23 protein-coding genes are annotated in these 23,649 nt (G+C 73.0%); 14 read left to right on the forward strand and 9 right to left on the reverse strand.

Annotation, left to right across the window (positions count from 1 at the left end; translation table 11 throughout):
• Positions 1 to 149 precede the first annotated feature (149 nt).
• The gene (locus ACFVHO_RS12610) at positions 150 to 3,041 is read left to right on the forward strand and encodes a BTAD domain-containing putative transcriptional regulator (protein WP_385712846.1); all 2,892 of its coding nucleotides are present in this window, start codon (positions 150 to 152) and stop codon (positions 3,039 to 3,041) included.
• A gap of 162 nt (positions 3,042 to 3,203) precedes the next feature.
• The gene (locus ACFVHO_RS12615) at positions 3,204 to 3,953 is read left to right on the forward strand and encodes a DUF4232 domain-containing protein (RefSeq protein WP_385712847.1); all 750 of its coding nucleotides are present in this window, start codon (positions 3,204 to 3,206) and stop codon (positions 3,951 to 3,953) included.
• A gap of 166 nt (positions 3,954 to 4,119) precedes the next feature.
• On the opposite strand, the gene ACFVHO_RS12620 is transcribed toward ACFVHO_RS12615, so the two are convergent.
• Together ACFVHO_RS12620 and ACFVHO_RS12625 are read right to left on the reverse strand one after the other, a co-directional pair.
• Entirely contained in the window at positions 4,120 to 4,533 is a 414-nt protein-coding gene (locus ACFVHO_RS12620; RefSeq protein ID WP_385712848.1) for a hypothetical protein, read from the reverse strand.
• On the reverse strand, positions 4,530 to 8,192 hold the full coding sequence (locus ACFVHO_RS12625) for a BTAD domain-containing putative transcriptional regulator (protein WP_385712850.1): 3,663 nt from the start codon (positions 8,190 to 8,192) through the stop codon (positions 4,530 to 4,532). The genes ACFVHO_RS12620 and ACFVHO_RS12625 overlap by 4 nt, the downstream gene beginning before the upstream one ends.
• A gap of 77 nt (positions 8,193 to 8,269) precedes the next feature.
• Between ACFVHO_RS12625 and ACFVHO_RS12630 the strand changes: the two genes are divergently transcribed.
• Positions 8,270 to 9,202 (forward strand): alpha/beta fold hydrolase, encoded by a 933-nt coding sequence (locus tag ACFVHO_RS12630; protein WP_385712852.1) that lies wholly within the window; start codon positions 8,270 to 8,272, stop codon positions 9,200 to 9,202.
• Between the two features lie 45 nt (positions 9,203 to 9,247).
• Positions 9,248 to 10,078, forward strand: a complete 831-nt coding sequence (locus ACFVHO_RS12635; protein WP_385712854.1) for an alpha/beta fold hydrolase — start codon at positions 9,248 to 9,250, stop codon at positions 10,076 to 10,078.
• Here ACFVHO_RS12635 and ACFVHO_RS12640 read toward each other — a convergent pair.
• Complete coding sequence (locus ACFVHO_RS12640; RefSeq protein ID WP_385712855.1) at positions 10,075 to 10,788, reverse strand: cysteine hydrolase family protein; 714 nt, start codon at positions 10,786 to 10,788, stop codon at positions 10,075 to 10,077. The two genes, ACFVHO_RS12635 and ACFVHO_RS12640, sit on opposite strands and share 4 nt — an antisense overlap.
• Positions 10,789 to 10,876: 88 nt before the next feature.
• On the opposite strand from ACFVHO_RS12640, the gene ACFVHO_RS12645 reads away from it, so the two are divergent.
• The 4 genes from ACFVHO_RS12645 to ACFVHO_RS12660 all read left to right on the forward strand — a co-directional run bounded on the left by ACFVHO_RS12645 (position 10,877) and on the right by ACFVHO_RS12660 (position 14,197).
• A complete protein-coding gene (locus ACFVHO_RS12645; RefSeq protein WP_385712857.1) occupies positions 10,877 to 11,401 on the forward strand; it encodes a PadR family transcriptional regulator in 525 nt (174 codons plus the stop codon).
• A gap of 107 nt (positions 11,402 to 11,508) precedes the next feature.
• Entirely contained in the window at positions 11,509 to 12,822 is a 1,314-nt protein-coding gene (locus tag ACFVHO_RS12650) for a sensor histidine kinase (RefSeq protein ID WP_385712858.1), read from the forward strand.
• Complete coding sequence (locus ACFVHO_RS12655; RefSeq protein WP_385712859.1) at positions 12,786 to 13,430, forward strand: LuxR C-terminal-related transcriptional regulator; 645 nt, start codon at positions 12,786 to 12,788, stop codon at positions 13,428 to 13,430. Before ACFVHO_RS12650 ends, ACFVHO_RS12655 begins: the two co-directional genes overlap by 37 nt.
• A gap of 164 nt (positions 13,431 to 13,594) precedes the next feature.
• Entirely contained in the window at positions 13,595 to 14,197 is a 603-nt protein-coding gene (locus ACFVHO_RS12660) for a hypothetical protein (RefSeq protein ID WP_385712860.1), read from the forward strand.
• Here the strand turns inward: ACFVHO_RS12660 and ACFVHO_RS12665 are convergent.
• Complete coding sequence (locus ACFVHO_RS12665) at positions 14,194 to 14,772, reverse strand: TetR/AcrR family transcriptional regulator (protein ID WP_385712862.1); 579 nt, start codon at positions 14,770 to 14,772, stop codon at positions 14,194 to 14,196. The genes ACFVHO_RS12660 and ACFVHO_RS12665 overlap by 4 nt on opposite strands.
• Positions 14,773 to 14,860: 88 nt before the next feature.
• Here ACFVHO_RS12665 and ACFVHO_RS12670 point away from each other — a divergent pair, with 88 nt between their 5' ends.
• On the forward strand, positions 14,861 to 15,823 hold the full coding sequence (locus tag ACFVHO_RS12670) for a zinc-binding dehydrogenase (RefSeq protein WP_385712864.1): 963 nt from the start codon (positions 14,861 to 14,863) through the stop codon (positions 15,821 to 15,823).
• A 329-nt stretch (positions 15,824 to 16,152) separates the two neighbouring features.
• Positions 16,153 to 17,127 (forward strand): hypothetical protein, encoded by a 975-nt coding sequence (locus ACFVHO_RS12675; protein WP_385712865.1) that lies wholly within the window; start codon positions 16,153 to 16,155, stop codon positions 17,125 to 17,127.
• Positions 17,128 to 17,411: 284 nt separating this feature from the next.
• On the opposite strand, the gene ACFVHO_RS12680 is transcribed toward ACFVHO_RS12675, so the two are convergent.
• Both ACFVHO_RS12680 and ACFVHO_RS12685 read right to left on the reverse strand, forming a co-directional pair.
• On the reverse strand, positions 17,412 to 17,600 hold the full coding sequence (locus ACFVHO_RS12680; RefSeq protein WP_385712866.1) for a DUF397 domain-containing protein: 189 nt from the start codon (positions 17,598 to 17,600) through the stop codon (positions 17,412 to 17,414).
• Positions 17,584 to 18,408 carry a Scr1 family TA system antitoxin-like transcriptional regulator gene (locus tag ACFVHO_RS12685; protein WP_385712868.1) on the reverse strand — a complete coding sequence of 275 codons (825 nt, stop codon included), beginning with the start codon at positions 18,406 to 18,408 and terminating at the stop codon, positions 17,584 to 17,586. Before ACFVHO_RS12685 ends, ACFVHO_RS12680 begins: the two co-directional genes overlap by 17 nt.
• A 110-nt stretch (positions 18,409 to 18,518) precedes the next feature.
• Between ACFVHO_RS12685 and ACFVHO_RS12690 the strand changes: the two genes are divergently transcribed.
• The 4 genes from ACFVHO_RS12690 (at position 18,519) to ACFVHO_RS12705 (ending at position 20,984) form a co-directional block, all read left to right on the forward strand.
• Complete coding sequence (locus ACFVHO_RS12690) at positions 18,519 to 18,752, forward strand: hypothetical protein (RefSeq protein ID WP_385712870.1); 234 nt, start codon at positions 18,519 to 18,521, stop codon at positions 18,750 to 18,752.
• Between the two features lie 29 nt (positions 18,753 to 18,781).
• Positions 18,782 to 19,372, forward strand: coding sequence for a hypothetical protein (locus ACFVHO_RS12695; RefSeq protein WP_385712872.1), 591 nt, complete (start codon positions 18,782 to 18,784; stop codon positions 19,370 to 19,372).
• A gap of 36 nt (positions 19,373 to 19,408) precedes the next feature.
• Positions 19,409 to 19,576 (forward strand): hypothetical protein, encoded by a 168-nt coding sequence (locus ACFVHO_RS12700; protein WP_385712873.1) that lies wholly within the window; start codon positions 19,409 to 19,411, stop codon positions 19,574 to 19,576.
• 208 nt (positions 19,577 to 19,784) lie between these two features.
• Positions 19,785 to 20,984 (forward strand): RICIN domain-containing protein, encoded by a 1,200-nt coding sequence (locus tag ACFVHO_RS12705; protein ID WP_385712875.1) that lies wholly within the window; start codon positions 19,785 to 19,787, stop codon positions 20,982 to 20,984.
• Between the two features lie 12 nt (positions 20,985 to 20,996).
• Here the strand turns inward: ACFVHO_RS12705 and ACFVHO_RS12710 are convergent, their stop codons facing one another.
• From ACFVHO_RS12710 to ACFVHO_RS12720, 3 genes are all read right to left on the reverse strand, one after another.
• Positions 20,997 to 21,986 (reverse strand): alpha/beta fold hydrolase, encoded by a 990-nt coding sequence (locus tag ACFVHO_RS12710; protein ID WP_385712877.1) that lies wholly within the window; start codon positions 21,984 to 21,986, stop codon positions 20,997 to 20,999.
• Positions 21,987 to 22,131: 145 nt separating this feature from the next.
• Complete coding sequence (locus ACFVHO_RS12715; protein WP_385712879.1) at positions 22,132 to 22,782, reverse strand: class I SAM-dependent DNA methyltransferase; 651 nt, start codon at positions 22,780 to 22,782, stop codon at positions 22,132 to 22,134.
• A gap of 49 nt (positions 22,783 to 22,831) precedes the next feature.
• Positions 22,832 to 23,626, reverse strand: coding sequence for a hypothetical protein (locus ACFVHO_RS12720; RefSeq protein ID WP_385712880.1), 795 nt, complete (start codon positions 23,624 to 23,626; stop codon positions 22,832 to 22,834).
• Between the last annotated feature and the right edge of the window lie 23 nt (positions 23,627 to 23,649).

The raw sequence follows: 23,649 nt of genomic DNA on the forward strand, positions 1-23,649 counted from the left end.
ACACAACTCCCCGCACCGGGGCCGACGCGGGCCCTCCCGGCCCGTCCCGCCACCACCGGCAGCACCCTCCGTCCCCTCCTCGCCGTCTCCCCAGCGCCTCCCCACCCCCCGGTTATCCTGGGACCTTTCCGTCAGAAGAGGTCGCACCAGTGGAGTTCCGGCTGCTCGGAGCGGTGTCCATCGCCACCGAGGCCGGTGAGTCGCCGCTGGGTCCGGCGAAGCGCCGCAGTCTGCTCGCGACCCTGCTCCTGCGCCCCAACTACCCCGTCTCCGTGCAGCGGCTGACCGAGGCCCTGTGGGACGAGGAGCCGCCCGCCCGCGCCCGCGGTGTCATCCAGGGCCATGTGTCGCGGCTGCGCACCCTGCTGGTCGCGGCCGACGCGGAGATGTACGGCGTGGAGCTGGTCACGCAGGGCACGGCGTACCTGTTGCGGATGCCGGAGACCCTGATCGACGCCCACCGCTTCGAGGAGCTGGTGACGCTGGCCCGCGGGCAGCGCGCGGTGGCCGACGCGGTGACGATGTACGAGGAGGCGCTCGCGCTGTGGCAGGGCCCGGCGCTGACCGGGGTGCACCCGAGCCCGGCCCTCCAGGCGGCGGCGCAGGCCCTGGAGGAGACCCGGCTCGCGTCGGTGGAGCAGCTCGCCGCCGGGTACGGGCAGGTGGGCGAGCACGCGCGCGCCGCCGCCCTGCTGCGCGCCGAGGCGACCGCCCACCCGCTGCGGGAGTCCCTGTCGGCGGCGCTGGTCACGGCGCTGCGCCGGGCCGGCCGCCGCTCGGAGGCGCTGGACTGGTTCCACCGCACCCGGCGGCTGCTCGCGGACGAGCTGGGTCTGGACCCGGGCCCGGAGCTCGCGGACGCGTACGCGCTCGCGCTGCGGGGCGAGTGCGAGGAGCCGACGCCTCCGGGGGCCCGCCCGGGTTCCCCGGCACGGCCTACGTCAGCCGCTCCCCCGGCGGGAACCCGGGCCACGGCACCTCGCGCCGCCGCCCCACCGACACCCCCGCACCCGCACCTCCAGCCCCAGCCCCAGCAACACCCTCACCTCCACCCACAGCAACACCCACAACCCCAGCCACCTCCAGCGTCCCCGGCACCCCCCGCACCCCCCACCCTCACCCCCATAGACCTCCTCCCCCGAGCCCCCCGCGGCTTCCACGGGCGCGCCGCCGAGTTCACGTCCCTGTCCCGCGCGGCCGCGGGCGAGGCCCCGGTGTGCCTGGTCACGGGCCCCGCGGGCGTCGGCAAGACCGCGGTCGTGGTGCAGTGGGCGCACCGCAACCGCGCGGCCTTCCCCGACGGCCGTCTCTACGCCGACCTGCGGGGCTTCGCCGACACGGGCGAGCCGTCCGTCCTCGACGTACTGCGGGAGTTCCTGCTGGCCCTCGGCGTGCCGCCGCGTCGGATACCGGAGTCGGCGAACGGCGCGGCCGCGCTGTTCCGCGCCCTCGCGGCCGAGCGTCAACTCCTCGTCGTACTCGACAACGTACGAGAGTCCGAGCAGGTCAGACCGCTGCTGCCGGGTGGTGCCCGGTGTGTCACCGTCGTCACGAGCAGGCACCGGCTGCGCGGTCTGATCGCCAGTGACGCGGCCCGGCCGCTGCCCGTGGACGTGCTCGGGCCGGAGGACGGCACGGCGCTGCTCGCCGGGGTGCTCGGCCAGGAGCGGGTGCTCGCCGAGCCGGTGGCCGCGCGCCGCCTCGCGGAGCTGTGCGGCGGGCTGCCGCTGGCGCTGCGGGTGGTGGCCGCGCGGCTCGCGGACCGGCCGCAGGGGACGCTGGCCGCGATGGCCGCAGAACTGTCGGACGAGTCGCGGCGCTCGGTGCTCCTGGACGTGGAGGACACCGGTGTGCGGGCGGCGCTGCGGCTCACTCTGCGGCAGCTCCCGGAGGCCGTCGGGCACCACTTCGCGCAGCTCGGCCGCCATCCGGGCACCCACGTCGACCGGTACGCGGCGGCGGCCCTCGCGGGCACCGACCCGGACACCGCCGAGGCCGCCCTGGAGCGGATGGCCGCCGCGCACCTGCTGACCCCGACAGGGCCTGACCGCTGGGCCCTGCACGACCTGGTGCGGCTGTACGCCAGGGGCCTGGACGCGGACCCCGAGGCGCTGCCGCGCGTACTGGACCACTGTGTCGCCACGGCGCTCGCGGCGGCCCGGGCGGCAGAGCCCGGCGACGAGCCGTGCTTCACGCTCCCGGACGGCTTCCGGGAGCCGCGCGCGGTGAGGGAGTTCGCGGACCGGGCCGCCGCCATGGACTGGTACGCGGCCGAGCGCGAGGACCTGGCGCTTGCCGCGGCCGCGGCGGACGCGGCCGGGCTGCACGACCGGACCTGGCGGATCGTGCTCGCGCTGTGGCCGCTCGTGGTGTGGCGGGTGCGGGACGGCTGGACGCCGCTCCTGGAGACGGCGCTCGACGCGGCCCGCGCCGCCGCCGACCCGTACGCGCAGGCGCGGGTCCTCGCGCTGCTCGGCTGGGTCATGACGGAGGAGGGCCGCACGGCCGAGGCGCTCGCCTTCCTGGAGGAGGCACCGCGGCTCGCGGCGCGGGCGGGCGACCCGTGCGGGGAGGCGACGGCGCTGGTCAACCTGTCCCTCGCGCAGGCGGCCCTCGGCGGCACGGACGAGGCCGCGCACGGCTGCGTACGGGCGGCGGAACTGGCGCGCGCGGCCGGTGACGGCAACACCGAACGCCTCGCCCTGCACCACCTGGCCCGTCACCGGCTGGCCGCGCGGGACTGGCGGTCCGCCCTGGACACGGCGAACGCGGCGCTGGCCCTCACGCCCCCCGACGAGGGCCCGAGCGCGGGCCGGGTCCTCCTCGTCACGACCGCGGGCGAGGCGCTGCTCGGCCTCGGCGACGAGGCGGAGGGCATCCGCCGTCTGGACGCGGCGGCGCGCGACGCGGAGGCGAGCGGCTTCGACGAGGGCGCGGTGCGGGCCCTGGAGGCGCTGCTCCGGGTGTCGGCGCAGGACGGCTTCCGGGAGCGGCACGAGGCGGCGGCGCGGAGGCTGGCGGCGGGCGCGGAGTCGGACTGACCGCCGGGGCCCCTCGGCCGGCCGGGGGCCCCGCGGGCGCCCCCGCCCCGACGTGAGCGGGACGGCAGCGGCGCGTGAGCGGGACGACAGCGGGTGGGCCCAGTCTGGTGTCAACGGCGGGAACGACCGCCAGGACCGCACCACCCCAGGGGGAGCACCACCATGCGCACGTCTCGTATCCGCACCGCCGCACTCGCCGCCACCACCGCCGCGCTCGCCCTGGCCACGCTGACCGCCTGCGGCAGCTCGGACGGCGGCGACGACGCGAAGGGCGGCGGCAAGAACGGGGGCGCCGTCGTCTCGGAGAAGGCGGACAAGGCAGGCAAGACGGAGAAGGCGGAGAAGGCGTCCGGCGCGACCGTCGACGCGGCCAAGGGTCCGGGCGACGGATCGGCCTCGGCGGAGGGCGCGACGGTCAGCGCGAGCAAGGGCTCCGGGTCGAAGGCATCCGGGTCGGCCTCCGGGTCGAAGGCCTCCGCCGGGATGCGGGCGTGCGACGGCCAGGAGATGTCGTACTCCGTGACGCACCGCTTCGCGAAGCAGCGCGGCGAGCACCTGCTGATCACCGCCACGAACGCGGACTCCAAGCCGTGTTACGTCACGTCGTTCCCGTCGGTGATGCTCGGCGACACCGTGAACGTGCTGCCGCACTCCACCAAGGACAACCCCGGCGGCGGCAAGGCCCTCACGGTCAAGCCCGGTGGCAAGGTCTACGCGGCCGTGAACCTGTTCACCGACGGCGCGCGGACCCACACCTCCACCGACCTCAGCATCGCCATGCAGGACCACACCGGCGACACCGGCCCCGGCGTCGGCCAGGAGGCCTTCGACGCGAAGGGCGTGCCGTCGAAGTTCACGTGGTCCACGGCCGACGTCACGAACTGGAACCCGGCGAAGCCCTACAACTTCTGACCCGCCCGGTACTTCTGCCCCTCCCGGTACTTCTGCCCTTCCCGGTACTTCTGCCCTTCCGGTACTTCTGATCGGCCGACTCCCCCAGAAGGCGATCAGTGGCAGGAGCGTCCCCCCTTCGCGCGTGTGCGCGGAGGGGGGCGTTCTGGTTTCCGGCCCGCGAGGGCTACGCGTCCTCGTGCGGTACGACGACGACCTGCACGTCGTCCTCGTACACGATGCGGCCGGGGTCGGCCGAGCGGACCGTGCGGCAGGGGACGCCGTGGGCGGCGAGGATGTCCAGGTAACCGGGGACGCGCTCGATGAGGTGGGTGGCGGTCGTCTTGAACCAGGCGACGGCGCCGGGGTTCGCCTCGCGGTCGTAGGCGGCGGAGGGCGTGGTGTACGCGGCGTCGTACCAGTCGTTGTTGGCGCGCCAGAAACCGCGCTGCTCGGGGGTGAGCTTCCCTTCCCGGGCGAGGGTGTTCACCAGGAAGAACACGCCCGGGTTGACCCCGCGTTCGTGCTGGACGGGGGACTCGAATCGTATGTACGCCGTGTCTGTGGCGGCCGTCGCGGCCGTGCTCGTCTCATCGGTCACCGGCGCATCCTCGCATCGGCGGCGGCGACCCAGTGGGGCGCCCCGGCGCGCTCGGCGACGACGCGCGCCTGCCGGTGGTGCCGGGCGGCGGCGTCCGGCCACCCGAGGGCGGCGGCGAGATCCCCGACGTAGAGGGCCACGGGCTCCAGGGTGAGCACACCGCTCCCGGCCCCGGCCAACTCGCCGCAGGCGGGTAGCAGTTCGCGATAGAGCCCTTCGAGGGCGCCCGGTTCGGCAGCTCCGGAGCGGAGGGCGGCGCGAGCGCGGAGACAGAGGCGGGCTTCGAGGAGTTGGTCGTGGGGGAGGGGGCGGGGGTGGGTGGTGCCGGTGCCTGCGGCTGCGGCTGCGGCTGCGGCGACGTCTGCGGCCGCGTCTGCGTCCACCTCCGCGCCTCCGTCCGCGACCACGCCTGCGTCCGGATCCACGCCTCGGTCCGCGTCCGCGACCACGTCGGCGTCGGCGTCTGCGCCCCCGCTCTGCACCCGCAAGCACAGCAACGCCAGCTCCAACAGCCCCTCACCGTCGCCCGTTCCCCCCTCCCCCTCCCTCTCCATCCCGCTCATCCCCCCGCCCCGCATCCGCGCCGCGGCCGCCCGGCACCCCGCCTCCGCCTCCGGCACCCGTCCGGCGACGGCGGCACGCAGCGCCGCGTACCACTCGGTGAACACCCTGGCCAGCGGCAGCCCGTGCCGTTCGGCGAGCCGGTCGACGGCGGCGGCGTGGCCGTCGGCGCGGTCGAGGTCGGCGAGCGCGGAGTGAGCCTGGAGCAGCATCAGATGGCCGAGGACCTCGAAGGCGACGAGCCCGTGGTGGGCGGCGAGGGCGGTCAACTCCTCGCCGATGCGGGCGCGTTCGGGCGCGAGTCCGGGGCGGTGGAAGGTGTGCAGGTAGCGGGCGTTGAGGGCGAAGGCGAGGAGTGCGGCGGAGTCGGCGGCGCCGCCTGGGGCCACCCCGGCCACCCCGCCCGTCCCGACCTCCCCCACCGCCCGCGCCAGCCTCTCCGCCTCCCGCGCCGCCTCCGCGCCGCGCTCCGTGCGGGCTCCCCGCGTCTCCATCCCGACGGTGCTGAGCAGTCGGCTCCGGGTGGCGCGGCGGCCCGTGGTCCCGTCGTCCGGGAGGGCGTCGAGGGTGCGCAGGGCGGCGGCGACGATGCGGCGGGAGAGGGCTTCGTCGTCGTTGCGGGCCCAGATGCCCGGTACGTCGAAGGCGCCGATGACGCGGGCGGTCAGCTCGGGGTCGCCGGTCGCCTCGGCGGCGGCGAGGGCGTCGGAGCGGTACCGGCGGGCGTCGGCGAGCGCGCCGGTGACGGCGAGGTTCCGCACCAGCCCCATGACGATCCCGAGCCGCTCCCGACCCCCGGCCCGCCCGGCCGACCGCTCCGGCCCCCCAGTCCGCCCGGCCGACCGCTCCCGCCCTCCGGCCAGATCCCCACCAGCCCCACCCCGGTCGTACGCGTCCAGCGCCGCCCGCCACAGCCGTACCGCCTCGTGCGGGGCGAAGGCCGCCTCGGCGCGGCGGGCCGCCCGTGCGGCGAAGTCGGCGGCGCGGGCGGCGACCGCGCCCGTACCGGCGCTGAGGTAGTGGTGGGCGATGGCTTCGACGGAGTCGGGCCGCAGGCGTTCGAGGAGCTCCGCGACGGCGGTGTGCAGCCGGGCGCGGCGGGGCGCGGACAGGTCCCGGTACAGGGTCTCCCGGACCAGCGCGTGCGCGAACTCGACCCGCTCGCCCGCCTCCTCCCCTCGTCCGCCCAGCTCTCCCTCCCTCTGTCCGCCCAGCTCTCCCTCGCCAAGGGACCCAGCCGCTCCCCCGCCGAGGAACCCACCCGCTCCCCCGACCAGGAACCCCGCCGCCACCCCGGCCTCGACCCCCTCAAGCACGGCGTCCTCGTCCCCGATGAGTTCGCTCAGGACGTCCAGGTCCACGGTCGGCCCGACCAGCGCCGCGCGCAGCAGCACCTCGCGCGCCCCGGTCGGCAGCGTGCCGAGTCTGCGCCGGACGATGTCCCGTACGCCCTCCGGGACTTGGGAGAGCGCGGCGGCCCCTTCGGTGGCGTACAGGCGGACGATCTCCCGTACGAAGAAGGGGTTGCCGCCGCTGCGGCGGTGCACGGTGCGGACGGTGGCGGCGTCGAGAGGGCGGGGTGAGACGGCCCGCGCGAGGTCGCCCACGGCGGTCTCGGCCAGCGCGCCGACCCGCACCCGCGTGGGCTCGGCGCGGGCCACCCGGCCCAGCAACTCCCGTACGCCGTCGGAGACTTCACCGTCCCGGTACGTTCCCACGAGCAGCACGGCCCGTGCCATCGGCCGCTCCACCAGCGAGGCGAGCAGTTCCAGCGTGCCGCTGTCGGCCCAGTGCAGGTCGTCGAGTACGAGCAGCAGAGGGTGCCCCCGGTCGGCGACCCCCGAGATCAGCTCCCCGACCCGCCGGTACCACCAGAACCGGTCCCCACCAGCGCCCTGGCCCCCGGCGTCCGCCTCCGAAACCCCCAGCTCCCCCAGCACCTCGACCCAGGGCCACCCGGCGGGAACCCCACCCTGCTCCGAGGCCCGCCCCCAAGCGGTGGCCCACCCTTCCCCCTTGAGCCGCCCCGCCAACTCCCGCACCAGAGCGGTCTTCCCTGCCCCGGCGTCCCCGGAGATCAGGGCGAGGGCGAGCCGTCCTTCCCGCACGACGCCACGAGCGGAAGCCTCCAGATCGGCCAACTCCGCCTCACGCCCGACGAGCTGGCTCCCCCGCCCGGCAGGGGCACCGTCGAACCGGGCTGGCGGCATGGACAACGGTGCCGGAGCCGCGGCTGACGCCGAGGGTGCGCACGGTGTTACGACAGTCCCCGCCCCGAGAACACCCCCACCCCGCTGAGCCAGAATCTCCACCTCCAGCCTCCGCAACCCGGCCCCGGGTTCCACCCCCAGCTCCCCCACCAACCGCTCCCGGGCCCGCCGAAGAACCCCGAGGGCGTCCCCTTGCCGCCCCGCCCGGTAGAGGGCGACAGCCAGCAGCTCCCATGCCTCCTCCCGCCACGGATGCCCCTCGACATGCACCTCCAGGTCGAGCACCGCCTCCGCCGCCCGCCCAAGGGCAAGCGCGGCGGAAGCCCGGCGTTCCACGGCGAGCAACCGCAATCCCTCCAGCCGAGCGGCCTCCCCCCGAGCCCACTCCGCGGTGGCCCACTCCGCGTACGCGGGCCCCCGCCAGCCCGAAAGCGCGTCATCGAGCACCCCCAAGGCCACCCGGGCACCCCCGCCAGAAGCCGCGCCTCCGCCGGAGAGGAGCCGACCCGCCTCCCCCACAGCCCCCTCGAACCGCCAGGCATCCACCGCCCCGCCCGCCGCGAGCAGCGCGTACCCGGGCCCGGACGTCACCAGCAGGCGCGCGGGCGCCCGCCGGGCCCGTCCCGGCTCGAGCACCTTCCTCAGGTCGCCGACGAACGTCCGGATCGCCCCGACGGCCCGAGGCGGCGGGTCCTCCCAGAAGTCGTCGACCATCCAGTCCACCGGGACGGTCCGCCGCCGGGCGATGAGGAGCCGGGCGAGTACGGCCCGGTGCCGGGGTCCCTTCAAGTCGAGGGAGCGCCCGTCCGCGTCCCGGACGGCAAGGGCCCCGAGGACCTGGAACGTCACGTCACCGGCCCCCGGCCCGGCACTCTCCTCCTGCGGCACCCCCTCAACGTACCGCCCGTCACCTGCACGGACCCGCTGCTGATCGGTTGCTGATCCGGGCCGCGCAGGCTGGACCCATGACATCCGAGACGGCAAGGACAGCCAAGACGACCAAGACGGCCGAGCCCCGTATCCAGGGCTTCGCCTACGACCGGATCCCGGTGGGCGACGACGGCGTCCACCTGAACGTCGCCGTGGGCGGCGACCCCGACGGCACCCCGGTGGTGCTCCTGCACGGCTTCCCCCAGACCCACCTCATGTGGCGCCACGTGGCCGCGGACCTGGCGGCGGACCACCACGTGATCTGCCCGGACCTGCGGGGCTACGGCGCGAGCGACAAACCGGCGGAGGCGGCGGACGGCCGGACGTACGCCAAGCGGACGATGGCGGCGGACGTGGTCGCGCTGGCGCGGGCCCTCGGGCACGAGCGGTTCGCCCTCGCGGGGCACGACCGGGGCGCGCTGGTGGCGATCCGCGCGGGCCTGGACCACCCGGGCGCGGTCACGCACCTGGCGTCCCTCGACGTGCTGCCGACGCTGGACATGTGGGACGTCATGCGCGGCACGTCCGCGGCGATCGGCTTCCACCTGTACTTGATGGCGCAGCCGCCGGGCCTCCCGGAGCGGATGATCTCGGCGGACCCGGACGGGTTCTTCGGCCACTTCCTGGACGTGTGGTCGGCCTCGCCGGGCGCGGTGCCGCCGGACGTGCGGGCCGCGTACCTGCGGGCGTGCCGCGAGGCGGTCCCGTCGATCGTCGCGGACTACCGCGCGTCGGCGTTCGCGGACGTCGAGCACGACACGGCGGACCGCGTCGCGGGCAACGCGCTGCGGATGCCGGTCACGGTCCTCCAGCAGGACTGGGGCGCGGCGCTCGGCTTCGACGCGGCGGAGCTGTGGCGCGCGTGGGCCCCGGACCTCACACACCGGACGGTGTCGTGCGGCCACTTCATGGCGGAGGAGGCCCCGAAGGAGGTCACGGCGGCCCTGCGGGACCTCTTCGCCCGCTGAGGACGGGGCCCGCCGCCCGGCCAGGAGTGGACTTAGCCTGGCCCCATGCCAACGACCCTGCTCAGCAACGGAATCCGCCTCTCCTACGACGACCACGGCGGCCAGAGCGGCCCCGGCGACGACCCGGGCCAGGGCGTCCCCCTGGTCCTGGTCCACGGCCACCCCTTCGACCGCTCCCTCTGGGACCCTCAGGTCAGCGCCCTCTCCGGCACGCACCGCGTGATCACCTTCGACCTGCGCGGCTACGGCGCCTCCGCCGCCCCGGAGGGCGAGGCCAACGCGCCCGTCACCGACTTCGGCGACTTCGCCCGGGACCTCCTTGCCCTCCTGGACCACCTGGGCGTGGCGCGCTGCGCCCTTGGCGGGGTGTCGATGGGCGGGCAGATCGTGATGGACGCGTACGACCGCTTCCCGGAGCGGATGGCGGGGGTGCTGCTCGCCGACACGTCCCCGGCGACGGACTCGGAGGCCGGGAAGGCGTTCCGCCGCGAGACGGCGGAACGCCTTCTGGCCGAGGGCATGAAGGGGTACGCGGAGGAGGTGCTGCACAAGATGGCGGCGGCGTACAACGAGGAGGCCGCCGCGCACGTGCTGCGCATGATGCTGGCGGCGCCGCCGGAGGGCGCGGCGGCGGCCCTGCGCGCCCGCGCCGAGCGCCCCGACTACCGGCCGGTGCTTCCGCGCGTGACCGTCCCGGCCCTGGTGGTCGTGGGCCGGGACGACACGTACACGCCGGTCGCGGACGCGGAGGCGATGCACGCGGCGCTGCCCGACGCGCGGCTGTGCGTGATCGAGCGGGCGGCGCATCTGCCGAACCTGGAACGGCCGGAGGAGTTCAACGCGGCGGTACGGGACTGGCTGACCCGCCTCTCCTAGGCGGGCGTTCCCGAGTCGGCGACGGCACCGACAGCCCCGGCGCCACCACCGGCCCCGCCAGCCCCGTCGGCGAGACGGTCCGCGATCTCCTCGGCCGTCAGGACGAGCGCGAACCCCTTGCGCAGGACGGCGAGTTCCGGTTCCTGCCGGGACTCGTCGTCGGTGGCGGTGACGTCGGCGCCGAAGACGACGTGGTAGCCGCGTTCGTAGGCCTGGCGGGCGGTGGTGCCGCAGCAGTAGTTGGTGAGGGTGCCGGTGACGACGACGGTGTCACGGCCGAGGTTGCGGAGCATCGTGTCGAGCGGGGTGTCGTAGAACGCGCCGTAGGACGGCTTGCGGATGACGGGTTCGTCGGGGCGGCGGCCCAGCGGGGCCCAGACCTCGGCGGGGCCGGGGCGGCGCCAGCCGGTGTCGCCGTGCGGCAGGGCGGCGAGGGCGCGCGGCCGGTCGAGGCCGAGGTGGGTGTCGTCGAAGATCGTCCAGATGACGGGGACGGCGGCGGCCCGGCACGCCTCGACGAGGCCGTGCAGGCGGGATGCCATGCGGGTCGCGGCGGGCACCCAGTAGGGGCTCCAGCCGGGCCGTACGAACTCGTCCTGCATGTCGATGACCAGCAGCGCGGTGCGCTCGGGCCGGATGCCGAAGGTGGCCCGGCCGTGCGCGTAGGCGTCCCGTGCCCGCGCGGTCACCCATTCCTCGGTGTACTCCATGCCCACACCCCTCACCTTCCGGTATCCCGATGCCTCGACCCGATGCCTCGATCCGAGGTACCTCGATTCGATGTGCGAGACTAGCACCATGCTCGAACTCGCGATCCTGGGTTTCCTCGCCGACGGCCCGCTGCACGGCTATGAACTGCGGCGCCGGATCGCCCACTTGTCGGGCCACACCCGCCCGGTCAGCGACGGCAGCCTCTACCCGGCGATCAACCGCCTGGTCACGGCGGGCCTCCTCGACCGCCGCACCGAACCGGGCGCCTCGGCGGCCCGGCGGCACACCCTGAGCCTCACCGACGAGGGCCGCGCCGACCTCGTACGCCGCCTGCGGGAACCGGCCGACCTGGACATCACGGACGGCAGTCGCTTCTTCACGGTCCTGGCGTTCCTGTCCCGGCTCCCGGACGTCACCGACCAGCACGCGGTGCTGCGCCGCCGCCTCGCGTTCCTGGAGGAGCCCGCGAGCTTCTTCCACGACTCCGACGACGGGGACCGGCCGCTGGCGGCCGAGGACACCGAGGACCCGTACCGCAGGGGCATGCTCACGATCGCGCGGGCGACGAGCCGGGCCGAGCGGGCCTGGCTGCGCGAGGTGCTCGGCGACTGACGGGCGGAGCCGTAAGCGGGCCCGGGAAGCGGCGGCCCAGAAGTCGTGGCCGAAGAGGGGAGTTTTTACCACTGCCTTCCGGCCACGCCGCTTTCGATAATGCGTACATGAAGAGCACACGACAGAACACCGACGCGGCCCCGGGCGGCTTCAGGGCCGCGGGCGGCCTCAAGGCCTTCCGCCGCTCCTTGACCCTGTGGTTCCAGGCCCACCGCGCGATGTGCCTGTCGCTGTGGATCGGCGTCGTGTGGTCGACGCTGCGCGGCCCGGTGGGCCTGAAGCTCCTGCCCGGCACGGTGCGCAGGGTGCGGGCCCTCGCGGACCGGCAGCGGGCGTACGCGGCGCGCTGGTCGGGCGTCGACATCCCCGCGGTGTACCCGGAGCTGCCGGCGTCCGGCGCGGAGCGGGCGAAGGCGCTGCGCTCCCAGCTGCTCGACAAGGGCAACCAGGTGCACCGGGACTGGCGCTGGGTGCACGTGCATGCTTTCGTCGGCGGCGCGCTCGCCTTCGGTCCGCTGGCTCTCGCCCTCACCGGCGTGTGGGGCATCTGGACGGCGGCGATGGGCACGGAGCTGCCCGCCGAGTGGGACAGCCTGTGGTTCCTGTTCATCCCGGTCGGCGACCCGGCGACGGCGGCCCTCGCGGGCGTGCTCGGCACCGCGCTCCTGCCCCTGTCCGTGTTCTGGGCGGCCCCGCTCTCCCTGCGCCTGCACGCCCGCTACCTGAACCTGCTGCTCGCGCCCAGCGAGGCCGAGCTGCTGGCCGCCCGCGTGGAGCACCTGAAGTCGACGCGGTCCGACGCCGTGGACAGCCAGATGTCCGAGATCCGCCGCATCGAGCGGGACCTGCACGACGGCGCGCAGGCACGCCTCGTGGCGATGGGCATGACCCTGAACGCGGCCGAGCACCTCCTGGAGACCAACCCGGACGGCGTCCGCGACCTGCTCGTCGAGGCCCGCCAGTCCTCCACGGAGGCCCTGAAGGAACTCCGTGACCTGGTCAAGGGCATCCATCCGCCGATCCTCGCGGACCGGGGTCTCGGCGATGCCGTACGCTCCCTCGCGATGATCAGCCCGCTGCGGACCGAGGTCGTCATCGACCTCCCGTCCCGTCCCGAACCGCCCGTGGAGTCGGCGATGTACTTCGCGATGTCGGAGATCCTCACCAACGCGGCCAAGCACTCCGGCGCCGAGCGCTGCTGGATCGACCTGCGGTACGAGGCCGGGGCACTGCGGGCGTCGGTCGTGGACGACGGGCAGGGCGGCGCGGACGTGTCCGCGGGGACCGGCCTTCGCGGAGTCGAGCGGCGCCTCGCCCACTTCGACGGCGTACTCGCCGTGAGCAGCCCGCCGGGCGGCCCGACCCAGATGACGATGGAGCTGCCGTGCGAGTTGTCCTCGCCGAAGACCACTTCCTTCTGAGGGACGGGGTCACCCGCCTCCTCCAGGCCTTCGGCCACGAGGTCCTGGCGGCCGTCGACAACGGCCCCCTCCTCCACGAGGCCCTGACGTCGCTGCGCCCCGACGTCGCCGTGGTCGACGTCCGCCTCCCGCCGACGTTCAGCGACGAGGGGCTGCGCGCGGCGGTCTCGGCGCGGACGGAGGTGCCGGGGCTGCCCGTGCTGCTGCTCTCGCAGTACGTGGAGCCGCTGTACGCCCACGAGTTGCTGGCCACCGGCTCCGAGGGCGTCGGCTACATCCTCAAGGAGCGCGTCTCCAACGGCGCCGAGTTCATCGCGACGATCGAGCGGGTCGCGGGCGGCGGCACGGCGATGGACCCCGAGGTGGTGTCCAAGCTCGTCACCGGCAAGTCCCGGGACGAACCCCTGAACTCCCTCACGCCGCGCGAGCGCGAGGTCCTTGAGTGCCTGGCGCAGGGCCTGTCGAACGCGGGCATCGCGGAGGCGCTCTTCGTGACGGAGAAGGCCGTGGCCAAGCACGTCAGCAACATCTTCATGAAGCTGCAACTGCCGCCGACGGAGTCGGCGAACCGGCGGGTGCTCGCGGTCCTCGCGTACTTGGACCGCTAGGGGCGTCCCAGCCCAGCGTTCCATCCGTGCTTCGTTTCACCTGGTCAGCGGGGGACAGCGCGTTCCAGCTTCCCGTCCTTCCGGCTCTTTGTGGCGGCTGGGACCGGTCGGCTCACAGACTCAAGTCGTCCAGCACACAGAGCCGTTGACCAGGGAGTCTCCCCATGATGCGTTCCACCGCCAGCTCGCGCCGCCGCATGGCCGGGGTGGCCGCCGCCGCCCTCCTGTCCCTGGGGCTGCTGACCGCGTGCGGCTCCGATTCCTCCGACAGCGACGCGTCGCGCTCCAGTTCGTCCCAGAAGGCCGAGCCGCGTGCCGACTCGTCCGGCAAAGACGCGAAGGGGGCGAAGGGCACGAAGGGCAACTCGAATCTGACCTCCCTGGCCGAAGGCCTCCAGCCGGGCGACTCCCTGGCCACCCACACGATCCAGTTGAGCGTCGACGGCGGCACCGAGGGCCTCGCCGGAGTCGACGAACTGGCGCTGGACCAGCCCACGGAGCAGACCCCCTCCAACAGGCTCATGCCCGGCCAGCGGAATCCGGGCACGGTGACCGTGGTCCGCGGCGCCACCCGGTCCCAGCAGTTCACCGACCTGATCGACGGCAAGACCCAGCCCGGGACGGCGGCCCTCAGCATGTTGGACTACGCGGGCAACCAGACGAAGCAGTACACCCTGGAAGAGCCCAGGGTCATCAAGGTCGACAACGCCCAGACCGGCGACGCCCAGAGCGTCACGATCCAGTTCACGAACCTGACGATCGGCTAGGGCGGCGCCGGGGCGCGTGTCTCGGGGCGGGCACGGAAGGCCTCGATCATGTACGCGGCGAAGCGGCGGGAGGCCGTGAGGCGGGTCTCGGGCGGGGCGTCCTGGATGCCTCGGTGGGCCATGAGCATCAGCATCAGGTCGTCGACGAGGAACCCGGACCGAAGGTGTCCTGATCTCTGGGCGCGGTGGGCCAGGTCGGCGACGGCGAGGAGGGCTCGCTCCCGTTCCGCGGCGAAGTCGTCGCCCTCCGGGAAGGCCGCCATGAAGGCGTCGGCGAACCCCCGGCTGCGGGCGTGCAGTTCGAGGATGTTCTCGATCAGGCGCTGGAACCCGCGCCACGGGTCGGGGTCCGCGAGGGCGTCCCGGACGATGGCGCGGCAGGCGCGCCGCTGCTCGGCGTAGGTCTCCGCGATCAGGTCCCGCTTGGTCGGGAAGTGCCGGTAGAGCGTGGCGGGGCCGACCTCCGCCTGCCGGGCGATCTCGCGCATGGGCGCGGCGAGGCCGACCTCGCTGAACACGGCGCGGGCGGCGTCGAGGATGCGGGCCCGGTTGTCCCGGGCGTCGGAGCGAGTCAAACGGTCGGCGTGGCTTCTCACTTCAGCTGAACGGACGGGGCCGCCCGTTACGTTCCGAGGGCGGTGACACCGACCCTGAGGAGCTGGGATGAAAGCTGTCGTGATCAAGGAGTTCGGGACGTCCGACGGCCTGGAGGTGGTCGACCTGCCCGTGCCGGATCCGGCGCCGGGCCAGGTCCGGATCACCACGGAGGCGATCGGCGTGGGCGGCGTGGACGCGGTGATCCGTCGGCGGACGCTCGGCGACCTAGGCTTCGCCGCGGGCCATGTCCTGGGCAGCGAGGTCGCGGGCCGCGTGACCGCCGTCGGAGAGGGCGTGGACGCCTCCTGGCTGGGGCGCCGTGTGTGGGCGTTCACCGGCTTGTCCGGCGGTTACGCCGAGGAGGCTGTCGCCGACGTCGCCGAGGTGGTCGTCCTGCCCGAAGGCCTGAGCCCCGCCGACGCGGTCACCCTCGGCAGCTCCGGCGCGGTGGCCCACTTCGCCCTGGACCGCGCGAGGTTCGCACCCGGCGAGTCGGTCCTCGTACGCGGTGCGGCGGGCAGCATCGGGGTCACCGCCGTGCAACTCGCGGCCCGGGGTGGCGCGAGCGCGGTGGCGGTCACCACGTCATCGCCGGAGCGGGGTGTGCGGCTGCGCGAGCTGGGGGCGACGCATGTCCTGGACCGGGCGGGCGAGGGAGCGCCCGACGCACCGACCGCCTACGACGTGGTGATCGACATCGTAGGCGGCGCCCAAGTCCCCCTGTTCCTGGACAGGTTGAACCCCAACGGCCGGTTCCTGGCCGTCGGCCTGGTCGCCGGTCCACCCCCGGCCGACTTCGGCGCCCGCCTGCTGGCCGCGTTCCGCAGCTCGCTCTCGTACGCCACGTTGAGCCTGGACACCGTGCCGATTGCCGCCAAGCAGGCGGTGCGCGCGTCCCAGTTCGCCGAGGCGGCGCGCGGGGAGCTGCGCGCGGTCGTACATGAGGTGCTGCCGCTGGGCGGGGCGGCGGAGGCCCATCGGGCGATGGACGAGGGGAGGGTGTTCGGGAGGGTGGTGCTGGTGCCCTGAGGGGGACCCGGACGGCGTTGAGCTGAGCGCGGGAGGGGCGGGTGCACCCAGAGTCAACTGTTCGAAATAGGACAGTCCGCTTGTGAAGTCGAAGCAGCGCAGGCAGCCACACTCGCCTCCCAACTTGACGAATTGGTACGGATATTCGGTCGTGCGTCAGTTGAGACCAGCTTGGGCGATTTCAGCCATCTGGTCTCGCCACTCGCCTGACCAGCGGAAGCCTGACCTACGGTCTCGTGCGGAAGATCCCGGTTCTGGTCATTCGCCCAGGACTGCGGGCCTGCGTCCCCGCAAGGGGACCTTGATCAACTCTCACGGAGGAGGATCCTGTGCTCGTGCGTACCGCACGCCGTACGTCGCTCGTAACGCTCGCTGCCGCCGCTCTGGTCGTGGGCACCATGTCCACCAGCTACGCGGATTCGAAGGATGTCCCGCAGATCGTCGACGCAACGACCTACAGCGAAGAGGGCGGGGTGGATCCCCAGTCCATGCTTCCGCAGGACGAGGCAACGCCAGCCACGGGCAGCGAGGTGCAGGCGTTCGCCGATCTGCTCATGAACACTTCGGGGCTCGAACTGTTTCAGGCACCGGCCAAGGAGAGCTACGAAGGGGTCGGCCAGACGCTGCGCTTCAGCCTGGGCGACAAGGACTACGCCCATCCGCTCGTCGTCACCCGGGTGACGGTCACGGGAGATGTGCCGGAGTCCGTCATCGCATCCGAAGGGGACGAGACGCATCGCACGACACTCCCCAACGGAACCCAGGTCATGACCGCCAAGGGCAGCGATGGAACCACGGTGGCCACGCTTTCCAAGACCGGCCAGCTGACGGCATGGGAGGCGCCGGCTGCTGATGGAGCCACCCCGTTCGCCGTGGAGAAGCTCACAGAGTGGGCGACCACCGTCGATGCCCAACAGCCCGGACGCATAACCGCTGCCTCGGCCAAGGCCCTGCGCGCCAAGCCCAAGTGCTGGCTGTACCTCACGAAGCCGTACACACACGGCGGTGCCAAGCACATCGCGGCTGATGCCTCCATGAACTGCGACCAGAAGGGCAAGGGAAACTTCACCGCCAGCCTGCGGCAGTACCACGGGCTCGGCCTCTGGAAGAGCAAGAGCATCAAGGGCTACACCAACGAGCAGGGCAAGAACTTCCCCGTGACCCTTGGTTGGACGTGCAGCAAGCTGACCGTGAGCAATTGGGTGTACCGCGCAGACATAGGCAACGCGACACTGCGCAACGGCAACGGATACTGGGGCGCGCACAACGTGCACTCGGCCACCAAGGTCATCCACTGCGCCTGAGGGTGCCCTGCTAACGTGCGGATGAGTCAAGCGAACGGCTGTTGAGCCGTGGAAGCGATACCGCGGGAGGGAGCCGGGTGCGCAGGCAGGAGCGACGCCGTCCGGACTCGGCCGATCTCACGACTGTCGGCTGTGGGTGGATTCTCATCGTCGCGCTGGTGACTCTGCCGGGGTTCATCGCGAAGGACGGCCCCCTCACGGCTTACATGGCTGTACTCGGCGTCGTGATCGGGTCCCTCTGGGCCAGGAGGAGACTGCGGCGCTGAGGCGTCGGCGCCCCCGGTTCAGAGGGAGGCGACGAACGCCTGCCAGGCGGGGGCGCCGAAGAGGACGGCGGGGCCGTGGGGGTTCTTGCTGTCGCGGACGGGGACGCCTGCCTGGCGGTGGGCGTCGTTCACTTCGAGGCAGTCGGCACCGTCACCGCTGCTGTACGTGGACTTGCGCCAGGCATCCAGCTCACGATTGCTCTGCATGTTCGTAATCGTCCGCCACCGACCTGATCAGCGCAAGCGACCTAAGGTGCGACAACGCGTCGCCCAACGCGTGCTCATAGAGAGCCTGGCAGCCGCGCACCACGGTCGGATCCTCCAGCACCTTGCCGGTGCTCACGCCTTCCACGTACGCGACAGGCGGGAGGTCGTTGAACCACATCAGGGAGACGAAGCCATCCAACACGTGCTGGCCAGCCGCGAACGGCAACACGTGCACCCGGATACGTCCGCTCTCCCCCAGGTCCGCGATGTGACGCAACTGCGCGCACATCACCGCAGGGCTCCCGACTGGCCTGCGAAGGACGGCCTCGTCCAGCAAGTACCACACCACCGGCGACTTGATGTCGTCGAAGACCTTGGCCCGCGCGAGCCGCGTGACCAGCAGGGCATCACTCTCCTCGGCGGACATCGGGGGGAACCATGCGCGGAAGATCTCGCGCGCGTACGCCTTCGTCTGGAGGAGGCCGGGGACGAGCCTAGGAGCGTAGGTGCGAATCATCGTCGCCCGCTGCTCCAACTCCAGTGCCTCCGCGAAGCGTTCCGCCGCTCGCCCCTCACCCCGGGACGGAAGGAACCGAACCAGCACACCCCCCGCCTCCAAGACGTCGTCCAGACGCCTCGCGTCATCCAGCGTCGGCCGCCGCCGCCCCGCCTCAATGTGGGCGATATGCGTACGGGACATGATCGCCCGCACACTCAACTCCTCCTGGGTCAGCCCCGCCCCCTCCCTCCGCGAACGCAGCTCCTCCCCGTACCGCAGTCGCGACTCCGGACTGTCCTCGATGGCCATCGCAACGCCCTCCCGTGCCAGCACAGTTGTCAAGCCCTGCCTACTGGCGAGGCTAGCCCCGCCGACCGCACTGTGTGATCGAAACAGCACACAGAGCGAGAGGCGGCCCGATGGAGACGGACCAGCAACAGCACACGGAGGGCGCGTACGTGGCGCACGCGAGCACGGACATCTACGGCCCCGGCAGGGTGCTCGCGCAGGACGGCGAGTTCCGCCGCGTCCGGTTCACCCACTTCGTGGCGACGATCCGCGTGAGCGACCTGCGGGCGGCGACGCCGGTCGAGGAGAGCGAGATGAAGACGTGGTGGCAACGGAAGGCGGAGCTTTACGGGAACGACTGGTAGGCGCCACGCCCGCCTCGTACGCTGTCGGCGTGAGGATCGAGGGAGCAGACCGGGGCTCGGGCTGCCACGTGCCCCGGAACGTCGTCATCACGGCTGCGCACACGCTGGCGGACGACCTCTGGGACCGCTACGACGTCCTCCCCGTACTGAATGGCCAGCACCGCCTCAGCTCCCTCGTCTCACTGCTGTCCGCGACCGTCCGCTTCCACGAGTACCTGGACAACCTGCCGGACGACGCCGAGTGGGAGCTGCGCGGGACGATCGCGCGGACGGCGGAGCAGGACACGCTCCTGCCGCAGGCCACGGCGCCGTCGCTGCACGGCGCCCGTGACCCGTTCCGCGGGATGGACGGGGCCGTGTTCGCCGAGGAGGCGCGCCGCCTGGCCGACTCGGCGCGCGCCCTCATCGCCCTGATCCGCGAGGACTTGGCGAAGGCGCTCGGCCCCGGCGACTACGAGTTCGTGGGCACCGTGCCAAGACACGACCGCTCACCGTGCGGCGTGGTCCGCCTGACCACGCCCACGATCCCCCGCGCGCCGGGACGGCCGAACTCCCCATCGATCACGACTCGATGGGGCGTCTCGGCTGCGTGCCCTCAGGGAGAGGCACAAGCGGCGTAGCCGACGCGCCCCCGGCTCCGGCTGGGAAGGCCACTGATGTCTCTGCTCGATCTGCTGCTGGACGCACCTTGGTGGGCGATCTGGCCCCTCGTTCTCCTGTTGGTGCTCACCGTGTGCGCCACACGTGTCGCCAAGGCCGTCCTGCCGCCCCCCGAGGACCGGGGCCAGTGGTGGCGCGACTTCTGGAACCGCCGCAACCGGTGAAGGGTCCAGGTGTGGGCGGCGGGCTCCCAGAGGAAGTCCCTTATCGGCGCGCGAGAGCCCCCGTAGTTGAGGGGTAAATAGCGGCTGAAACCGGGCCGTATCGGGATCACGGCCCGCGTCCTAGGCTGACCGCTGCGCACCGCCGGGTGCGTGCCCGACCCGACGTTCCGGGAGGTCGACCGTGCCAGCACAAGCAGGTCAGTCAGCAATGTCCGAGGGCATCTACCTCATCAAGAACGAGGCGAGCGGACTGTACGCGGGGGTGCAGCCGGGAGGAGGCGCCAAGCAGGGCGCGAAGGTCGTACTGGAGACACTGCACGCCGAAGGGGTGGAGCGGCACCGGCAGTTCTGGCACCTGAAGCCGCACAGCGCGCGCGAGGGCGCGTGGACGCTGCAGAACATCCACAGCACGCTGCGGATGGACATCCTGGTGAACCGGGGCCGCGCGGGCGCGGCGGTGCAGCAGTGCCCGCCGGAGTCGCGGGAGGACCTGCTGCTCACGCAGTTGTGGCGGCCGGAGCGGATCAGCGACGACGTCTACTCCTGGGTGAACGTGCACAGCCGCAAGCACCTCGCGGTACGCGGCGAGCGGCAGGAGGCGGGCGCCGAGCTGGAGCAGGCGGAGCCGAGCACCGAGGAGGGGCGCGGCACGCAGGCGTGGCGCCTGGAGAGCGTGCCCGCGCGCGGCGAGGCGAAGGCGTTCGACGCGCTGACCGCGCGGATCGTCTCACCGGGCACCTTCACCACGCCCGCGAACGTCCTCGCCTCGGCGGTCAAGGGCATCCTGGACGCCGGCGGCGGCGTCTTCGAGACGATGGCGAAGACCGTCCCGGACCCGCGGGCCCCGTATCTGCGCTTCGACGGCTTCCGCGGCGACGAGTTCATCCGCTTCTCGCCCCGGCTCGGCGTCGAATCCGGGCCGAAGAAGGCCAGCGAGCAGTTCCCGCGGCTCCCGCACGGGTTCCCGTCCGTCGACGCGGACGTCATCAACACCCGCAAGGGCAGCTCCTACACGCACGCCGCGGTGCTCGACCACGACATCCGGGAGTTCTCCGAGCGGACCGTGGACGACAAGGTCAGGCTGCTTCCGCCGCAACTCCAGGAGCAGCGGATCAAGGCCGCGACGGCCGCCGACCCCAAGGGCGACCGCGTCGTGTACTTCCTCCAGGACCGGACCGTGGTCACCAGGCTCGACGACCCCGAGTACGTCGAGGACTTCCAACTGCCGCACGCGCCCGAGGCGTTCCTGTACGACCTCGACACGGCCACCTCCGCCCCCTTCGACGACGCCATGCACTTCTTCCTCCTCAAGGGCGACCAGTTCGTGATCGTGAGCCCGGGGAAGCTGGTGCAGGGGCCGACGAAGCTGACGGATGCCTATCCCTGCCTCACCGGCGTGTGGCTGTAGCGCGCGGCCGGGTCACACCACGGACCGCAGCCAGCTCACCAGGATCCCGTTGACCTCCTCGGCCCGCTCCTGCTGCACCCAGTGCCCGCAGCCCTTGAGGATGTGGGACGCGGCCAGGCCGGGGAGCGTCACGTCGTACGCGTCGAGGGCGGCGGACAGCCACTGGAGGGACGGGTCGAGCTCGCCCGCGACGAACAGGGACGGCTGCGTGAGGGCGGCCCCGTCCCACGCCGCCAGGTCCGCCCAGTCGCGGTCCATGTTGCGGTACCTGCCCAGCGGCCCGGTCATGCCTCCCCGCTCGAACTCGGCCGCGTACACGTCCAGTTCCTCCTCGGACAGCCACTCCGGGAGTGTGCCGCCCTTCGGGAAGCGGTCGGACATCCGGCCGCCCTCGGGCACGAAGTGCAGGCTGGGCGCGTCCGGCGGCGGCATCGTGTCGCCGGACAGGGCGGTGTAGAAGCCCGCGATCCAGCCGCGCACGTCCGGCTCCATCTCGGCTTCCGCGCGGCCGGGCTCCTGGAAGTGGCTGATGTAGAAGTCCTCGTCGCCGGGGATCGCGGCGAACGCCTCGGTGGGGCGCGGGCCGCCCCGGGGCGCGTACGGCACGCTCATCAGGGCCGCCGCCCGGAAGACGTCCGGGCGGAGCAGCGCGGAGTTCGCGGCGATGGGCGAGCCCCAGTCGTGCCCGACGATCACCGCGGTCTCCTCGCCGAGTGCGCGGACGACGCCCACGTTGTCGGCGACGTGCGCGAGCATCCCGTACGCCGCCGTCTCCGTCGGCTTCGACGAGCGGCCGTACCCGCGCACGTCGATCGCCACCGCCCGGTACCCGGCCGCCGCGAGGGCCGGGAGCTGGCGCCGCCACGAGTACCAGGTCTCGGGGAAGCCGTGCACCAGCAGGACCAGCGGGCCGCTGCCCTGCTCCACGGCGTGGATACGGATGCCGGGGCTCTCGGGCAGCTCCAGCAGGCGGTGCTTCACATCGGGCGTGGTCACGGTCATGGCTCCTCCGGATGTGCGGGGTGGCTCGTCACGAGTCTGTACGGGGACGGGGGCGGGGGCCGAGGGATGTTGCCGGTTCGGCAAAAAGGCCCCGGGCCGGGCGGCTCCGGCCGGGCGGTCCGGTGCGGGGCCCCGGCAGGGCGGCCTACTCGCGCGGCTTCGCCGCCAGGAGGTGCGCGTGCTGCGTGCGCTCTCCCTCGTACGGCTCCCGGAGCAGATAGCCGTTCGGGGCGAACCCGGCCTCGCGCAGCAGCTCGTTGACCTGCTCGGGCCGTCGGCGCTGGAAGTCCAGGTCCACGGAGTGCCCGAAGGCCTCGTCGAAGTGGCGGATGTCGTCGCCGACTTGGAAGCCGAGCAGGAGCTGGCCGCCGGGGGCGAGGACCCGGTGGAACTCGGCGAAGACCTTCGGCAGGTCGGCCGGCGGGATGTGGATCGTCGAGTACCACGCGACCACCCCGCCCAGCTCCCCGTCCGGCAGGTCGAGCGCCGTCATCGAGCCCACCTCGAACGGCAGGTGCGGATACTTGGCGCGGGCCAGCTCCAGCATGCCCGGCGACAGGTCGATCCCCCGCATCCGCAGCCCCAGGGAGCTGAGGATGGCGCTCACCTCACCGGTGCCGCAGCCGATGTCGGCGACCGTGCCCCCGCCCGCGTCCCGCACCAGCTCGGCGTACGCCGTGAACATCGCCCGGGCCAGCGGCCATTTGTCCAGCTCGCCTCGCCACTCCTTCTCGACGGTCTCGGCGATGGCGTCGTAGGAGGTCCGGGTCTTGGTCAGGTACGCGTCTTCAGCCATGCGGGGACGCTACTTCGACCCACTGACAACGCCCGCCCCCGCGATGCGGTCAGACCTCCTGCGCCGCCACCGACGGCAGCGGAAGCAGCGGCGCCGACGGGTACGCCGAGGGCGCGCCGCCCGCGAGGCGGGACTTCGGCAGCCAGAGGGAGAGGATCCGGCTCGACCGGTCGAAGTACCGCTCGGGGGCGAGGGATCCGGGGAGCAGCGCGCCGAGGGACGGTGCGGCCTCCAGGTCGGCCGGGGTGGCGCGGGACGCCACCGTGTGCAGGCCGATGAGCCGCTGCTCCGGCTGGTGCAACAGCCACACGGCCGCGAGCCCGCGCGCCTCGGCCTCGTCCCGGAGCGCCCCCCAAGCACGCTCCAGGGCCGCCTCGGCACCCCCGTCGCCCCCGTCGCCGTCGTACCGGAAGCGCTCGAACCGGCTCACGTGATGCGCGTCCAGGGCCTTGAAGTTGTGCGCCCCCGCGACCCGCCACACGAACCGCTCCACGTCCAGGAAGAACGGGCGGCTCCAGAACTTCACGCCGGGCTCGAACTCCAGCTCCTGGCTGGTGAAACGCTCGTACTCGACGACGTCGGCCCACGTCTCGAACAGATACCGGCCGCCCGTGTAGTGCCGCCCCGCCGCCTCGTCGATCCGGCTCGGCATGTACTTCGCGTACATGCCGGGCCGTACGTCCATGACGCGCCGCTCCACCTCCTGCTTGTCCACGATGTCCTGCACGTCCGCCGCGCCGATGCCCGCCGCCAGCGGGAAGTCCGACGTGAACGCGGCCTCCATCGGGATCGGGCCGATGTCGTAGCCCTTGATCGGGCCGGGTCCGTACGTGTGCGTGGTCATGGCGCACCCCTTCGCTGCCGCTG

The organism is Streptomyces sp. NPDC127108, from assembly GCF_042677545.1.
Lineage (GTDB): Bacteria > Actinomycetota > Actinomycetes > Streptomycetales > Streptomycetaceae > Streptomyces.

Excerpts from the sequence above, each read along its gene's own strand:
- ACFVHO_RS12615 (WP_385712847.1), top strand. The coding sequence starts at position 3,204 with ATGCGCACGTCTCGTATCCGCACCGCCGCACTCGCCGCCACCACCGCC.
- ACFVHO_RS12630 (WP_385712852.1), top strand. The coding sequence starts at position 8,270 with ATGACATCCGAGACGGCAAGGACAGCCAAGACGACCAAGACGGCCGAG.
- ACFVHO_RS12635 (WP_385712854.1), top strand. The coding sequence starts at position 9,248 with ATGCCAACGACCCTGCTCAGCAACGGAATCCGCCTCTCCTACGACGAC.
- ACFVHO_RS12640 (WP_385712855.1), bottom strand. The coding sequence starts at position 10,788 with ATGGAGTACACCGAGGAATGGGTGACCGCGCGGGCACGGGACGCCTAC.
- ACFVHO_RS12645 (WP_385712857.1), top strand. The coding sequence starts at position 10,877 with ATGCTCGAACTCGCGATCCTGGGTTTCCTCGCCGACGGCCCGCTGCAC.
- ACFVHO_RS12650 (WP_385712858.1), top strand. The coding sequence starts at position 11,509 with ATGAAGAGCACACGACAGAACACCGACGCGGCCCCGGGCGGCTTCAGG.
- ACFVHO_RS12660 (WP_385712860.1), top strand. The coding sequence starts at position 13,595 with ATGATGCGTTCCACCGCCAGCTCGCGCCGCCGCATGGCCGGGGTGGCC.
- ACFVHO_RS12670 (WP_385712864.1), top strand. The coding sequence starts at position 14,861 with ATGAAAGCTGTCGTGATCAAGGAGTTCGGGACGTCCGACGGCCTGGAG.
- ACFVHO_RS12680 (WP_385712866.1), bottom strand. The coding sequence starts at position 17,600 with ATGCAGAGCAATCGTGAGCTGGATGCCTGGCGCAAGTCCACGTACAGC.
- ACFVHO_RS12685 (WP_385712868.1), bottom strand. The coding sequence starts at position 18,408 with ATGGCCATCGAGGACAGTCCGGAGTCGCGACTGCGGTACGGGGAGGAG.
- ACFVHO_RS12690 (WP_385712870.1), top strand. The coding sequence starts at position 18,519 with ATGGAGACGGACCAGCAACAGCACACGGAGGGCGCGTACGTGGCGCAC.
- ACFVHO_RS12700 (WP_385712873.1), top strand. The coding sequence starts at position 19,409 with ATGTCTCTGCTCGATCTGCTGCTGGACGCACCTTGGTGGGCGATCTGG.
- ACFVHO_RS12705 (WP_385712875.1), top strand. The coding sequence starts at position 19,785 with ATGTCCGAGGGCATCTACCTCATCAAGAACGAGGCGAGCGGACTGTAC.
- ACFVHO_RS12710 (WP_385712877.1), bottom strand. The coding sequence starts at position 21,986 with ATGACCGTGACCACGCCCGATGTGAAGCACCGCCTGCTGGAGCTGCCC.
- ACFVHO_RS12715 (WP_385712879.1), bottom strand. The coding sequence starts at position 22,782 with ATGGCTGAAGACGCGTACCTGACCAAGACCCGGACCTCCTACGACGCC.
- ACFVHO_RS12720 (WP_385712880.1), bottom strand. The coding sequence starts at position 23,626 with ATGACCACGCACACGTACGGACCCGGCCCGATCAAGGGCTACGACATC.